Consider the following 13,605-nt stretch of genomic DNA (forward strand, 5'->3'; position numbering starts at 1 on the left):
GTCAGGATAGTGCCTGCTCTGCCGGCCCGTAGGCAATGGCAAAGGGGCCCGACCGGTCAAAATGCCGGAATTCACCCTCCGGCAGCGCCAGGCGGTCGGCGATCGCCCACAGCGCTGCGGGGTTGACGCCGAGGCCGATATGGCTCGCGAAATGCACCTCGATGTTCTCCGCGGTCGCCGACGGCCGCAGGCGGGAGGTGCGCCAGTTCACGATGCCGTCGGTGCGGGAATAGATCGAGGTCGCCGGCACCGGCATGTCGCCGGCGATCGCGGCGCGGACCTCCGGGATGTCGTCCACCCCTTCGCCGGACAAAAGCTCATAGAGCCGCGTCGCGTTGGTGGCGCGGATGTCGTCGGCGAACGGGCTGCCCAACGTGATCACCGAGCGCACCAGCTCGGGAAACTGCGACGCCAGGTCGCGCGCATAGACGCCGCCGAGGCTCCAGCCGATGATCGAGACCTTGCGCCCGGTCGCCGCATGGATCCGCTTCAGGAGGTCGCGCAGCGCGCCGCGCTTTGAGGCGATGCCGCCGAAATTGCGGCCCATGTTCCAGGCATAGGCGTCGTAGCCGAGCTCCTTCAGATAGCGCCGCATCGGCGCCATCGACAGGTCGCTGGCGAGGAAGCCGGGCAGCGTCAGCACCGGATGGCCGTCGCCCTTCGGCGCCCGCATCAACAGCGGCGACAGCAAAAGGCTCGAATTGAGCTCGAGCACGCCGCGCGCCTCGGCCAGCATCAGGAACAGGCTTGGCGGGCGCAACCGGCGTTCGGTCACCTCAACGCTCCTGTCCATGTCTGTCACTATTTCTTGTCCCGCTTGCCCATGCCGCCGAGGCCGGCCATCGCCACGAACATGTCCTGGAAGCGCTCGGCGAGCTTGGGATCGAAGGTGAACCAGCTCTGCATCAGCGATTCCGGCGAAATCTTCTCGATGTTAGACAGCATCTGCTGCTGCAGCTTGTCCATGACGGCGGTTTGCATCGGCGCCACGTCCGGCAGGCCGAAGAACTGCCGGGCTTCGAGGGGCGTGCAATCTATCTCGACGTTGACCTTCATGTCCGCCTCCTCAAATGCGCCTGACCCACCTCAATATCACAGCGGCAGCGGGAGTCACGCAAGCCAGCACGACCCGTCCCGAGGTCCAGTTGGCCTCAATCATCCGTTATGGTCAATCAAACCGCTCCGCAGCGCGCGGTCCGGTTCGGCGAACGGCGATCCCGGCGACCGATGCTTGCTTTCTCCTTGCCGTCCGGCCCGCCGAAAGTTGAATGTCCCGCGGTTGCGCCGACCGCCTATCCTAAAATCCGGGCCATTGCAGCGCACACGCGCGCCGATTAACCCTTTGGGAAATCGCGCTTGCGCGGCTTGCAAACTCTGGCAACATGGCCGGATAAAGAGCCGCCGGACAAGGCAACGGACAACAAGCCAACCGGCGGACAAAAAGCGGGGATCGGGACATACATGTCGGTACGTTGGAGTTTGGTTGCGGCGACAGCCGCCGCGTTTGTTGCCTGTGCGTTGCCGGCATCGGCCCAGACGTTGCGCTACGCCAACCAAGGCGAGTTGAAATCGCTGGACCCCTACACGCTGAAGGAAACCACCACGATCGCGCATCACGCCCATGTCTATGAGGGCCTGACCGCGCGCGACAAGGACCTCAAGATCGTCCCGGCGCTGGCCGAGAGCTGGGAGACGCTGAGCCCGACCAAATGGCGCTTCCATCTGCGTAAGGGTGTGAAATTCCACAACGGCGATCCCTTCACCGCCGACGACGTGCTGTTCTCCGCCGATCGGGTCCGCGCCAAGGGCTCCAACTTCCTCAGCAACGTTCCCGCCGACGCCAAGTTCACCAAGGTCGACGACTACACCGTCGACGTCACGCTGGACTCGCCCAACCCCATCCTGATCTCGCAATGGGATGGCTGGTACATCATGGACAAGAAGTGGTGCGAGGAGAACAATTCGGTCGCTCCGACGCCGGCGGCGGCGACCACGCCGAGCTACGCCTCGCTGCACGAGAACGGCACCGGCCCCTTCATGATCGAGAGCCACCAGCCTGGCGTGAAGACCGTGTTCAAGGCCTTTCCGGGCCATTGGAAGAAGCCGGAACACAATCTCAAGGAGATCATCTTCACGCCGATCGGCTCCGACGCCACCCGCGTCGCCGCGCTGCTGTCAGGTGAGGTCGACGTGATCGAGCCGGTTCCGCTGCAGGACATCCAGCGCGTCAATTCGAGCGGCAACGCCACCGTGCTGACCGCGCCGGAGATCCGCACCATCTTCGTCGGCATGGACGTGGCGCGCGACGAGCTGTTGTTCTCGAACGTCAAGGGCAAGAACCCGTTCAAGGACATCCGCGTCCGCGAAGCGATCTACAAGACGATCGACGTCGAGCTGATCAAGAGCCGCGTCATGCGCGGCATGTCGACGCCGTCGGTGCTGATGATCGCGCCGCAGCTCTACCCGCTGTCGAAGGATTTTACCCGGCCGAAGCTCGATCCTGACGGCGCCAAGAAGCTGCTGGCGGACGCCGGTTATCCGAGCGGCTTCGAAGTCACGATGGACTGCCCGAACGACCGCTACGTCAACGACGCCGCGATCTGCCAGGCCGTCGTCGGCATGCTGGCCCGCATCGGCGTCAAGGTGAACCTGCTGGCGCAGCCGAAGGCGCAGTATTTTGCCAAGGTGCTGAAGCCGGGCGGCTACCAGACCTCGCTCTTCATGCTGGGCTGGACCCCCGCCACCTCGGATTCGCACAACGTGCTGCACGATGTGCTCGGCTGCCGCGACGACCCCAAGGATTCGACCCGTGGCGAAGCCAATCTCGCCGGCTATTGCAACAAGGAAGTCGACGCGCTCACCGACAAGGTGCTGGTCGAACCCGATACCGCCAAGCGCGACCAGCTGATCAAGCAGGCCTACGAGCTCGTCATCAAGGACTACGGCTACATCCCGCTGCACCAGCAGTCGCTGGCCTGGGGCGTGTCGAACAAGGTCAAGCTGACCCAGCGCGCAGACAACCAGGTCCTGCTCTACTGGGCCACCAAGCAGGGTGAATAAGTGACCCTGGCCTATCCGGTCCCGGAAGCCCGTGCTTCCGGGACTTCGCGTTTTCCGGCCGCGCAGCGCCGCGCCCCGGATGTCACAAGCAGTGAAAGGTAGAGATGCTCGCTTTCACTCTTCGTCGCGTGCTGCAGGCGATCGGCGTCATGCTCGCCGTGGGCGTCATTGCGTTCGCGATGTTCCGCTTCGCGGGCGATCCGGTGAGCCAGATCGTCTCGATCGACACCTCGGCCGCCGAACGCGCCTCGATCCGCAAGTCGCTCGGGCTCGACGATCCCGTGCTGGTGCAGTTCGCGCACTACTTCATCAATGCCGTGCAATTCAAGTTCGGCATCTCCTACCAGTTCCGCCTGCCGGTCTCCTCGCTGCTGATGGAACGCCTGCCGGCGACGATGGAGCTCGCGATTTGCGCGACGCTGTTCGCGATGGTGTTCGGCATCCTGATGGGGGTGTATTCGGCGCTGCGCCGCGACACCGTGCTTGCCAAATTATTCCAGGCGATATCGCTGATCGGCATTTCGCTGCCGACCTTCCTGATCGGCATCCTCCTGATCTATCTGTTCGCGGTGACGCTGGGCTGGCTGCCCTCGTTCGGCCGCGGCGAGGTAGTGAAGCTCGGCTGGTGGAGCACCGGACTGCTCACCGTCTCCGGGTTGAAGGCGCTGATCATGCCGGCGATCACGCTCGGATTGTTCCAGATGACCCTGATCATGCGGCTGGTGCGCGCCGAAATGCTGGAGGTGCTGCGCACCGACTATATCCGCTTCGCCCGCGCCCGCGGGCTGACCACCCGCGCGATCCATTTCGGCCATGCGCTGAAGAACACGCTGGTTCCCGTGATCACCGTCGCCGGCCTGCAGTTTGGCTCGGTTATTGCATTCTCGATCATCACCGAAACCGTGTTCCAATGGCCGGGCATGGGGCTTCTGTTCGTCCAGGCCGTGCAAAACGTCGATATCCCGATCATGGCCGCGTATCTGTTGATGGTCTCGCTGATCTTCGTCACCATCAATCTCGTGGTCGACATCCTCTATACCGTGGTCGATCCGCGCCTGCGCGCGACCGTCGGCCGCGCAGCGTGAGGAGCTGACCGATGTCGGATGCCGTCGTTCCCCATCGCAATGCTCAGGTCTCGCGGGCCGGCGCCGGCTGGTTCAGGCGCGCGCTCGACAGCGATATCTTCTATTCGTTCCGCCGTTCCAAGCTGACGATGGTGGCCGCCGCCATCACCGTGCTGTTCTTCCTGCTGGCGATCTTCGCGTCCTGGCTGGCGGTGCAGAACCCGTTCGATCCGGCGCAGTTGCAGCTGATCAACTCGCGGATCTCGCCGCTGTGGACCGCGGACGGCCAGAGCCCGTTCCTGCTCGGCACCGACGAGCAGGGCCGCGACGTGTTTTCGGCGATCCTTTACGGCATGCGGATCTCGCTCGCCGTCGGCATCGCCGGCGTGATCTTCGCCGGCGCGCTCGGCATCGGCCTCGGCCTGATTGCAGGCTATTTCGGCGGCGTCGCCGACAGCGTGATCATGCGGATCGCCGACGTGCAGCTCACCTTCCCGGCGATCCTGATCGCGCTGCTCGTCAACGGCGTCGCCAAGTCGCTGCTCGGCAATCGGCTCGACGAGATGAGCACGCTCGCCGTGCTGGTGATCGCGATCGGCCTGAGTTTCTGGGTGCAATATGCCCGGACGGTGCGCGGCTCGGTGATGGTCGAGAAGAACAAGGACTATGTCGCCGCGGCGCAGTTGATCGGCCTGCCGGCGCCGAAGATCATGCTGCGGCACGTGCTGCCCAACACGATGGGCCCGATCCTGGTCATCGCCACCATCAACCTGGCGCTTGCGATCATCACCGAGGCGACGTTGTCGTTCCTCGGCGCCGGCATGCCCGACACCATGCCCTCGCTCGGCACCCTGATCCGGATCGGCAACAATTATCTGTTCGCCGGCGAATGGTGGATCGTGGCGTTCCCGGGCATTGCCTTGGCCGGCCTGATCCTCTCCATCAACCTGCTCGGCGACTGGCTGCGCGACGCCCTCAATCCGAAGCTACGATGATGAAGCCCGTTCTCTCCGTCCGCAACCTCGAGGTGGAGTTCGTCACCCGCCGCGCCACCCTGCGCGCCATCAACGGCGTGTCGTTCGACATCGCCAAGGGCGAGGTGCTCGGCGTGGTCGGCGAATCCGGCGCCGGCAAATCGGTGACCGGCCTTGCCGTGATCGGGCTGATCGATCCGCCCGGCCGCATCTCCGCCGGCGAGATCGAGCTGTCGGGCACGCGGATCGACCATCTGCCGCCGGAAGAGATCCGCCGCATCCGGGGCAAGCGGATCGGCATGATCTTCCAGGATCCGCTGACCAGCCTCAATCCACTGTACCGGATCGGCGACCAGATCATCGAGACCATCCGCACCCACACCAACCTCAGCGAAACCGCCGCCCGCAGGCGCGCCATCGACCTGCTCGCCGAAGTCGGCATCCCCGCGCCGGAACGGCGGATCGACGGCTATCCGCACGAATTCTCCGGCGGCATGCGCCAGCGCGTCGTGATTGCGCTCGCGATCTGCGCCGAACCCGAGCTGATCATCGCTGACGAGCCGACCACCGCGCTCGACGTCTCCGTGCAGGCGCAGATCATCGCCCTGATCAAGCGGCTCGGCCGCGACCACGGCACCGCCGTGATGCTGGTGACCCACGACATGGGCGTGATCGCGGAAACCTGCGACCGTGTCGCGGTGATGTATTCCGGCCGCATCGCCGAGATCGGTCCGGTGCAGGAGGTGGTGCGCAATCCGCTGCACCCCTACGCCAAAGGCCTGATGGGCGCGATCCCGACCTTGGCGGGCGAGGACAAGCGGCTGGTGCAGATCCCGGGTTCGATGCCGCGGCTGTCGGCGATCCCGCGGGGCTGCCCGTTCAATCCGCGCTGCGCATTCGCCTTCGACCGCTGCCATGTCGACCGTCCCGAGCCGATCACGCAGGGCACGCAGGCCGTCGCCTGCCATCTGTTCGAGCCGGCGGAGACCGCGGCATGAGCGGAACGCTGATCGACGTGAAAAACCTGCGCCGCGTCTTCGACGTCTCGAAGCCGTGGCTCAACCGCGTGCTGGAAGGCGGCCATCTCGAATATCTCAAGGCGGTCGACGGCGTCACCTTCGACATCAAGCGCGGCGAGACCTTTGCGCTGGTCGGCGAATCCGGCTCGGGCAAGACCACGGTGGCGCGCATGGTGGTCGGGCTGTTGCCGCCGAGTTCGGGCGAGGTCGTGATCGACGGCGTTTCGATGACCGACCCGCGGCAGGGTCAGGCCCGCCGCCGGCTGCGCCGACGCATCCAGATGATCTTTCAGGACCCCTATGCGAGCCTCAACCCGCGCTTCCGGGTCGATGCCATCGTCGCCGAGCCGATCCGCGCCTTCGACCTGATCCAGGGCGAGCGCGAGATCAAGGCCTGGGTCGGCGAGCTGCTCTCGCTGGTCGGCCTGCATCCCGACGACGGCCTGAAATTTCCGCACGAATTCTCCGGCGGCCAGCGTCAGCGCATCGCCATCGCCCGCGCGCTGGCCTCCGAGGCCGAGTTCATCGTCTGCGACGAGCCGACCTCGGCGCTCGACGTCTCGGTGCAGGCGCAGATCCTCAACCTGATGCGCGATCTGCAGGACAAGTTCGGCCTGACCTACCTCTTCATCAGCCATAACCTCGCCGTCGTCCGCCACATGGCGAGCCGGATCGGCGTGATGTATCTCGGCCGCATCGTCGAGATCGCCGAGGGCCGACAGCTGTTCGACAATCCGCGGATGCCCTACACAAAGATGCTGCTCGGCGCGGTTCCCGATCTTGCGATGTCCGGCCGCCAGCGCATTCCGGTCAAGGGCGAGATTCCCAACCCGATCGATCCGCCGCCGGGCTGCGCCTTCAGCCCACGCTGTCCCCTCGCCTTCGACCTGTGCCGCCAGAAGACGCCGGAACTGATCGACGGTGTTGCCTGCCATGCCGTCAACAGTCCGGCCACGGCCGTTCCAGCCTGATCACGCGGATGCGAGAAGGCATGTCAACCAAACGGTTGGCATACCAGCCTGCTTGTGATCAAGTGCGCGCGCCGCAAGAAGCACATCAACGGTGAAGCCGCATGAGCAACATCAATCCCGATCCGTTCACGACACGCCCCGAGATCGAGGGCACCTTTGGCGTCGTGACGTCGACGCACTGGATCGCCACCGCCGTCGGCATGGCGACGCTGGAGAAAGGCGGCAACGCCTTCGACGCCGGCGTCGCGGCCGCCTTCACGCTGCAGGTGGTCGAGCCGCATCTGAACGGCCCCGGCGGCGACGTTCCCGTCATCGTGCACGACGTCAAGCGCGGCAAGACCGAGGTGATCTGCGGCCAGGGCCCGGCGCCGGCCAAGGCGACCATCGCGCATTATCGCAGCGAAGGCCTCGACATGGTGCCCGGCACCGGGCTGCTCGCCGCCTGCGTGCCCGGCACGTTCGAATCCTGGATGCTGCTGCTGCGCGACTATGGCACCTTGCGGCTGCGCGACGTGCTGGAGCCTGCGATCGCCTATGCCCGCGACGGCTATCCGCTGGTGGAGCGCGCCTCGGCGACGATCCAGACCGTCGAGCAGCTGTTCCGCAAATACTGGACTACATCCGCCGACGTCTATCTGCCCAACGGCGAGGTGCCGAAGCCCGGCACCATCTTCACCAACAAGCGGCTGGCTGAGACCTACACGCGCATCCTGCAGGAAGCCGAGAGCGCCGGCGGCGACCGTGTCGCGCAGATCGAGCGCGCGCGCCAGGCCTGGTCCAAGGGTTTCGTCGCCGAGGCGATCGACAAATTCTGCCGCACCCAGGAGGTCATGGACGTCTCCGGTTCGCCGCATCGCGGCGTGCTGTCGGCCGACGACATGGCGCGGTGGGAGCCGACCATCGAGGCGCCGCTGACCTATGATTACGGCCGCTACACCGTGCAGAAGGCCGGCGTCTGGAGCCAGGGCCCGGTGATGCTGCAGCAGCTCGCGCTGCTGAAGGGATTTCAGCTCGACGGGCTCGATCCCACCGGTCCCGACTTCATCCATCTGCAGATCGAGTGCGCCAAGCTCGCCTATGCCGATCGCGAAACGTTCTATGGCGATCCCAAATTCACCAATATCCCGATCGAGACGCTGCTGTCGGACGCCTATAATGACGAGCGGCGCAAGCTGATCTCACGTGACAAGGCTTCGCTCGACTTTATTCCCGGCTCGGTCGAGGGTTTTGGCGCGGTCGTAAAGCTGCGGCGCGCCGAGGGGCATCGCGAGGCCGTCGGCGCCATGGGCGCCGGCGAGCCGACCGTCGGCCGGTTCGGCGAGGTGCGCGGCGACACCGTGCATTTCGACATCATCGACAAGGCCGGCAACATGATCTCGGCGACGCCGTCCGGCGGCTGGCTGCAGTCATCGCCTGTGATTCCCGAGCTCGGCTTCTGCCTCGGCAGCCGCGCCCAGATGTTCTGGCTGGAGGAGAACCACCCGGCCGCGCTGGCGCCGGGCAAGCGGCCGCGCACCACGCTGTCGCCAACCATGGCGCTGCGCGACGGCGAGCCGTATCTGTCCTGGGGCTCGCCCGGCGGCGACCAGCAGGACCAGTGGATCACGCAGTTCTTCCTGCGCCACGTCCACGCGAAATTGAACCTGCAGGAGGCGATCGACGCGCCGGCCTGGCACTCCGAGCATTTCCCGATCTCGTTCTGGCCGCGCACCGCGCGCCCCGGCGTGCTGGTACTGGAAAACCGCGTGCCGAAATCGACCATCGACGAATTGAAGCGCCGCGGCCATGTGGTCGAGATTGGACCCGACTGGTCCGAGGGCCGCCTCACCGCGGCCTCGAAGGTCGGCCCCCGCCGCCGCGCCGCTGCCAACCCGCGCGGCATGCAAGGTTACGCCGCGGGCCGCTAGAGACGAGATGACCGCAGCAGCATGACGTGGCATCGAAGCACAATGCGTGCCCCAAACCCCACCTCGCCCCGCTTGCGGGGAGAGGTCGGAATTCAAGCGCAGCTTGAATTCCCAGTGAGGGGGAGCCTCCGCAAACGCAATGCCGATTATCATCTGCGGAACGAGCCCTCACCCCAACCCTCTCAGAGGGAGCCCTGCTCGTCTCGCCCCCGCGAAGAGCGGGGAGAGGGAGAAGAGAGGTGAGATGACCTGGTCAATCATCGCCCGCGACAGCGCCACCAGCCAGCTCGGCATCGCGGTCGCGACGCGTTTCTTCGCAGTCGGTGCGCTGGTGCCGCATATCGCGCCCGGCGTCGGCGCCGTCGCGACGCAGGCGCTGGTCAATCCCTATTACGGCATCGACGGCCTCAGGCTGCTGCGCGGCGGCGGGAGCCCGCACGATGTCATTCGGGTTCTGCTCATGGCCGATAGCGGCCGCGAGAGCCGGCAGGTCCATGTCATGGACGCGAGCGGCCGCATTGCCGCACATTCCGGCAAGGAATGCGTGGACTGGTTCGGTCATATCGCGGGCGACGGCTTTTCGATCGCCGGCAACATGCTCGCCGGACCCGCGGTGTTGAGCGAGACCGCGCGCGCCTATGCCGCGAACGAGAAGCTTCCGTTCGCGCAGCGGCTGATCAAGGCGATGTTCGCCGGCGAGGCGGCCGGCGGCGACAAGCGCGGCAAGCAATCCGCCGCGCTCTTGATCCACGATACTGAGGATTGGCCGGCGCTCGACCTGCGGGTCGACGACCATGCCGATCCCTTGCGCGAGCTGGAGCGGCTGGAGGTCGTCAGCCGCGAGCACTGGGTGCACTTCCGAAAGTTCCTGCCGACCCGCGACAACCCGGCCGGCACCACCGAGCGCGCCACGATCGATGCCGACATCGCCGCCGCGACAGCGAGCAAGAAATGACGGGCGGCCCGCTGATCGAGATCGAGGGCCTGCGCGTCATCTTCCAGGGCGACGACGGCCGCACCACCCATGCCGTCGACAGCGTCGATCTTTCCGTCGCCAACGGCGCCACGCTCGGCCTGGTCGGCGAATCCGGCTGCGGCAAGAGCGTAACTTCGCTGGCGATCATGGGGCTGCTGCCGAAGCAATCCGCCACCGTCACCGGCGCGATCCGCTTCGACGGCTTCGACCTGCTCGACGTGCCCGACGACACGCTGCGCGATTTGCGCGGCAACCGCCTGGCGATGATCTTTCAGGAGCCGATGACCTCGCTCAATCCGAGCTTCACCATCGGCGACCAGATCACCGAGACCATTTTGCGACACCGCGGCGGTTCGCGGCGCAAGGCGCGCGAGCGCGCCATCGAGCTGCTGCGCCGCGTTCACATCCCCTCGCCCGACAAGCGCATCGACGAATATCCGCACAAGCTGTCCGGCGGCATGCGCCAGCGCGTGATGATCGCGATGGCGCTGGCCTGCGATCCGCAGCTGCTGATCGCCGACGAGCCGACCACTGCGCTCGACGTCACCCTGCAGGCGCAGATCCTCGATTTGATGCGCGAGCTGAAGGCCGCGAGCGGCGCGGCGATCATCCTGATCACCCACGACCTCGGCGTCGTCGCCGAGGTCTGCGACGAGGTCGCGGTGATGTATGCCGGCGAGATCGTCGAGCGCGCGCCGGTCGACGAACTGTTCGGCAATCCGCAGCATCCCTACACCGTCGGCCTGCTCGGCTCGATCCCGCGGCTCGACCGCCGCACGTCGCATCTCGCCACCATCGAGGGCATGGTGCCGAACATGATGAACCCGCCGGCCGGCTGCCGCTTCGCGGCGCGCTGTCCGTTCGTCGAGGATGTCTGCGTCAAGGCGCCGCCGCCGCTGGCGCTGCTCAGCGCCAACCATGCCTCGCGCTGCATCAGGGCGCCGCTGGAGCGCCTCGTGTCATGACCGCGCTGCTCGAGGTCGAGGGGTTGGTGAAGCATTTCGTCGCCGAGCGCTCGGTGTTCGGCTGGGCGACCGCGCATGTCAAGGCGGTCGACGGCGTCAGCTTCACGGTCGAGGCCGGCCGCACGCTGGCGCTGGTCGGCGAATCCGGCTGCGGCAAGTCCACCGTCAGCCGGCTGGTGCTGCGGCTGATCGAGCCCGACGCCGGCAGCGTCCGCTTCGAGGGCCGCGATCTCGGCGCGCTCGATGCCGAAGCGTTGCGCGCGTTTCGCCGCGATGCGCAGATTATCTTCCAGGACCCCTACGCCTCGCTCAATCCGCGCATGACGGTGAGCCAGATCCTGACCGAGCCGCTGGCGTTGCACGACCTGGTGCCGCCGGCGCGCCGCCGCGAGCGGGTCGAGGAGCTGTTGCGGCTGGTCGGCCTCGAGCCGCGCTTCGCCCGCCGCTACCCGCACGAATTCTCCGGCGGCCAGCGCCAGCGCATCGCGATTGCGCGGGCGCTCGCAGTCGAGCCAAAACTGATCATCTGCGACGAGCCGGTGTCGGCGCTCGACGTCTCGATCCGTTCGCAGATCCTCAACCTGCTGCGCGACCTGCAGGAGCGGCTCAAGCTCGCCTACATTTTCGTCTCGCACGATCTGGCGGTGGTAAAACACATCGCCGACCGCGTCGCGGTGATGAATCTCGGCACCATCGTCGAGACCGCAGACGCCGAGGCGTTGTTCGCGGCGCCGCGGCATCCCTACAGCCGCGCGCTGCTGTCGGCGATCCCGGTGCCGAAGCCGCGCGCCAAGCGCAGCCGCATCGTGCTGGAGGGCGAGTTGCCGAGCGCGCTTAATCCGCCCGCGGGCTGCCGCTTCCACACCCGCTGCCCCTACGCCATCGCGCGCTGCCGTAGCGAGGACCCGCAATTGCTGGCGGATGCCACCGGCCACGCCACTGCCTGCCATCGCACCGCGGAACTGCCGCCCCCGGACAGCATCGTTCCCTCCGACGGCGGCTTCTCGCCGGCGCTGGAGAAATTGCTCGCGGCGTTCGGTAGCGTCGCGGAAGGGGCGCGCGGCGCCGGGGTTGATACAGTCAGGCCGATGCCGGGAGCGGGCGCATGATTATGGGGAGCAGTGTGATGAAGATGTTTCGCTTGGCGGCGGCGGCCGCCGCCCTCGTCCTGTCGCTGGCGGCGAGCGCCCAGGCCCAGACCACGCTGCGGATCGGGCTGGCCGAAGACCCCGATATCCTCGACCCGACCATGGCGCGCACCTATGTCGGCCGCATCGTGTTTGCCGCGCTGTGCGACAAGCTGTTCGACATCGACGAGAAGCTCAACATCGTGCCGCAGCTCGCGCTGTCGCACGAGACCTCCGACGACGGCAAGGAGGTCACCATCAAGCTACGCCCCGGCGTCAAGTTCCAGGACGGCGAGCCGCTCGATGCCGAGGCGGCCAAGTTCTCGCTGGAGCGGCACTTGACCTTCCCGGGCTCGTTCCGCAAGCCGGAGCTCGCCAGCGTCGACCATGTCGAGGTCGTCGATCCCCTGACCATCAAGCTGGTGCTGAAGGCGCCGTTCTCGCCGCTGATCGCGCAGCTCACCGACCGCTCCGGCATGATGGTGTCGCCGAAGGCCGCGAAGGCCGCCGGCGACAAGTTCGGCCTGCATCCGGTCTGCGCCGGCCCCTACAAATTCGTCGAGCGCGTGCAGCAGGACCGCATTGTGCTGGAGAAGTTCGCCGACTACTGGAACAAGGACAACGTCTTCATCGACCGCATCGTCTATCTGCCGATCGTCGATGCCACGGTGCGGCTCGCCAACCTGAAGTCCGGCGGACTCGACCTGATCGAGCGCGTGCTGGCGACCGACCTGAAGGACGTGCGCGCGGATTCCCGGCTGAAAGTGTCGAGCGCGATCGAGCTCGGCTATCAGGGCATCACGCTCAACATCGGCAAGGACAAGGCCAAGGGCCCGCTCAGCCAGTCCTCCAAGGTGCGGCAGGCGCTTGACCTCGCGATCGACCGCGAGGCGATCAACCAGGTGGTGTTCAACGGCGAGTTCAAGCCCGGCAACCAGTGGATCAGCCCGGATCATCCCTACTATCAGAAAGATTTTCCGATCCGGCCGCGCAACGTCGAACGGGCCAAGGCGCTGTTGAAGGAGGCCGGCGTCACACCGCCGGTCAGCGTCGACTTCATGGTGCCGAAGGGGCCGGAGACCGAAGGCACCGCGCAGGTGGTGCAGGCGATGGCCGCCGAAGCCGGCTTCGACATGAAGATCAGGGTGACGGAGTTCGCGACTTCGCTGAAGCAGGCCGAAGCCGGCGAATACCAGGCCTACATGCTGGCGTGGAGCGGCCGCATCGATCCCGACGGCAACTCCTATGTGTTCCTGCACAAGGACGCGCCGCAGAACTACAGCGCGTGGGCCAATCCCGAGGCCGACAAGGCGCTCGACGACGCCCGCCTCACCACCGACATGACGCAGCGTCGCGCGATCTACGCCAAGCTTGCAAAACTCGAGCTCGAGGACGAGGCCATCCTCTACATCTACCATCGCCGCATCATCATCGCGCACACCACGAAGCTCGACGGCTACAAGCAGATGCCGGATGGCCTGGTGCGCGTCGTCGGACTGAAGCTGAAGTGATCGCAACCGCGTCCGGGACAGAGGCACCGCC

General features: G+C 66.1%; 12 protein-coding genes. 10 read left to right on the forward strand and 2 right to left on the reverse strand.

Translation table 11 applies throughout. The features are described from left to right. Position 1: 1 nt before the first annotated feature. Positions 2–793: an esterase/lipase family protein gene (locus CI41S_RS18105; RefSeq protein ID WP_139860903.1), complete on the reverse strand. Its 792-nt coding sequence runs from the start codon at positions 791–793 to the stop codon at positions 2–4. An 8-nt stretch (positions 794–801) separates the two neighbouring features. Beyond that, complete coding sequence (locus CI41S_RS18110; RefSeq protein ID WP_139860904.1) at positions 802–1,056, reverse strand: DUF6489 family protein; 255 nt, start codon at positions 1,054–1,056, stop codon at positions 802–804. Between the two features lie 405 nt (positions 1,057–1,461). Between CI41S_RS18110 and CI41S_RS18115 the strand changes: the two genes are divergently transcribed. From CI41S_RS18115 to CI41S_RS18160, 10 genes are all read left to right on the forward strand, one after another. Next, complete coding sequence (locus tag CI41S_RS18115) at positions 1,462–3,060, forward strand: ABC transporter substrate-binding protein (RefSeq protein WP_139860905.1); 1,599 nt, start codon at positions 1,462–1,464, stop codon at positions 3,058–3,060. Positions 3,061–3,164: 104 nt separating this feature from the next. Further along, positions 3,165–4,145, forward strand: a complete 981-nt coding sequence (locus tag CI41S_RS18120) for an ABC transporter permease (RefSeq protein ID WP_139482088.1) — start codon at positions 3,165–3,167, stop codon at positions 4,143–4,145. An 11-nt stretch (positions 4,146–4,156) separates the two neighbouring features. Continuing rightward, a complete protein-coding gene (locus CI41S_RS18125) occupies positions 4,157–5,119 on the forward strand; it encodes an ABC transporter permease (RefSeq protein WP_139860906.1) in 963 nt (320 codons plus the stop codon). Then, the gene (locus tag CI41S_RS18130) at positions 5,116–6,096 is read left to right on the forward strand and encodes an ABC transporter ATP-binding protein (RefSeq protein WP_139860907.1); all 981 of its coding nucleotides are present in this window, start codon (positions 5,116–5,118) and stop codon (positions 6,094–6,096) included. The genes CI41S_RS18125 and CI41S_RS18130 overlap by 4 nt, the downstream gene beginning before the upstream one ends. Further along, positions 6,093–7,088: an ABC transporter ATP-binding protein gene (locus CI41S_RS18135; protein WP_139860908.1), complete on the forward strand. Its 996-nt coding sequence runs from the start codon at positions 6,093–6,095 to the stop codon at positions 7,086–7,088. Before CI41S_RS18130 ends, CI41S_RS18135 begins: the two co-directional genes overlap by 4 nt. A 101-nt stretch (positions 7,089–7,189) precedes the next feature. Then, entirely contained in the window at positions 7,190–8,995 is a 1,806-nt protein-coding gene (locus CI41S_RS18140; RefSeq protein WP_139860909.1) for a gamma-glutamyltransferase family protein, read from the forward strand. Positions 8,996–9,239: 244 nt separating this feature from the next. Next, on the forward strand, positions 9,240–9,950 hold the full coding sequence (locus CI41S_RS18145; protein ID WP_139860910.1) for a DUF1028 domain-containing protein: 711 nt from the start codon (positions 9,240–9,242) through the stop codon (positions 9,948–9,950). Continuing rightward, on the forward strand, positions 9,947–10,936 hold the full coding sequence (locus tag CI41S_RS18150) for an ABC transporter ATP-binding protein (protein ID WP_139860911.1): 990 nt from the start codon (positions 9,947–9,949) through the stop codon (positions 10,934–10,936). The genes CI41S_RS18145 and CI41S_RS18150 overlap by 4 nt, the downstream gene beginning before the upstream one ends. Continuing rightward, a complete protein-coding gene (locus CI41S_RS18155; RefSeq protein WP_139860912.1) occupies positions 10,933–12,045 on the forward strand; it encodes an ABC transporter ATP-binding protein in 1,113 nt (370 codons plus the stop codon). The genes CI41S_RS18150 and CI41S_RS18155 overlap by 4 nt, the downstream gene beginning before the upstream one ends. Before the next feature lie 17 nt (positions 12,046–12,062). Beyond that, on the forward strand, positions 12,063–13,574 hold the full coding sequence (locus CI41S_RS18160) for an ABC transporter substrate-binding protein (protein WP_139860913.1): 1,512 nt from the start codon (positions 12,063–12,065) through the stop codon (positions 13,572–13,574). Positions 13,575–13,605 lie beyond the last annotated feature (31 nt).

Origin of the sequence: Bradyrhizobium ivorense (assembly GCF_900696085.1) — a bacterium.
Taxonomy (GTDB): domain Bacteria; phylum Pseudomonadota; class Alphaproteobacteria; order Rhizobiales; family Xanthobacteraceae; genus Bradyrhizobium; species Bradyrhizobium ivorense.

What these genes read in the sequence shown, in the direction of transcription:
- CI41S_RS18105 (WP_139860903.1), bottom strand. Translation starts at nt 793, where the DNA reads ATGGACAGGAGCGTTGAGGTGACCGAACGCCGGTTGCGCCCGCCAAGC.
- CI41S_RS18110 (WP_139860904.1), bottom strand. Translation starts at nt 1,056, where the DNA reads ATGAAGGTCAACGTCGAGATAGATTGCACGCCCCTCGAAGCCCGGCAG.
- CI41S_RS18115 (WP_139860905.1), top strand. Translation starts at nt 1,462, where the DNA reads ATGTCGGTACGTTGGAGTTTGGTTGCGGCGACAGCCGCCGCGTTTGTT.
- CI41S_RS18120 (WP_139482088.1), top strand. Translation starts at nt 3,165, where the DNA reads ATGCTCGCTTTCACTCTTCGTCGCGTGCTGCAGGCGATCGGCGTCATG.
- CI41S_RS18125 (WP_139860906.1), top strand. Translation starts at nt 4,157, where the DNA reads ATGTCGGATGCCGTCGTTCCCCATCGCAATGCTCAGGTCTCGCGGGCC.
- CI41S_RS18130 (WP_139860907.1), top strand. Translation starts at nt 5,116, where the DNA reads ATGATGAAGCCCGTTCTCTCCGTCCGCAACCTCGAGGTGGAGTTCGTC.
- CI41S_RS18135 (WP_139860908.1), top strand. Translation starts at nt 6,093, where the DNA reads ATGAGCGGAACGCTGATCGACGTGAAAAACCTGCGCCGCGTCTTCGAC.
- CI41S_RS18140 (WP_139860909.1), top strand. Translation starts at nt 7,190, where the DNA reads ATGAGCAACATCAATCCCGATCCGTTCACGACACGCCCCGAGATCGAG.
- CI41S_RS18145 (WP_139860910.1), top strand. Translation starts at nt 9,240, where the DNA reads ATGACCTGGTCAATCATCGCCCGCGACAGCGCCACCAGCCAGCTCGGC.
- CI41S_RS18150 (WP_139860911.1), top strand. Translation starts at nt 9,947, where the DNA reads ATGACGGGCGGCCCGCTGATCGAGATCGAGGGCCTGCGCGTCATCTTC.
- CI41S_RS18155 (WP_139860912.1), top strand. Translation starts at nt 10,933, where the DNA reads ATGACCGCGCTGCTCGAGGTCGAGGGGTTGGTGAAGCATTTCGTCGCC.
- CI41S_RS18160 (WP_139860913.1), top strand. Translation starts at nt 12,063, where the DNA reads ATGAAGATGTTTCGCTTGGCGGCGGCGGCCGCCGCCCTCGTCCTGTCG.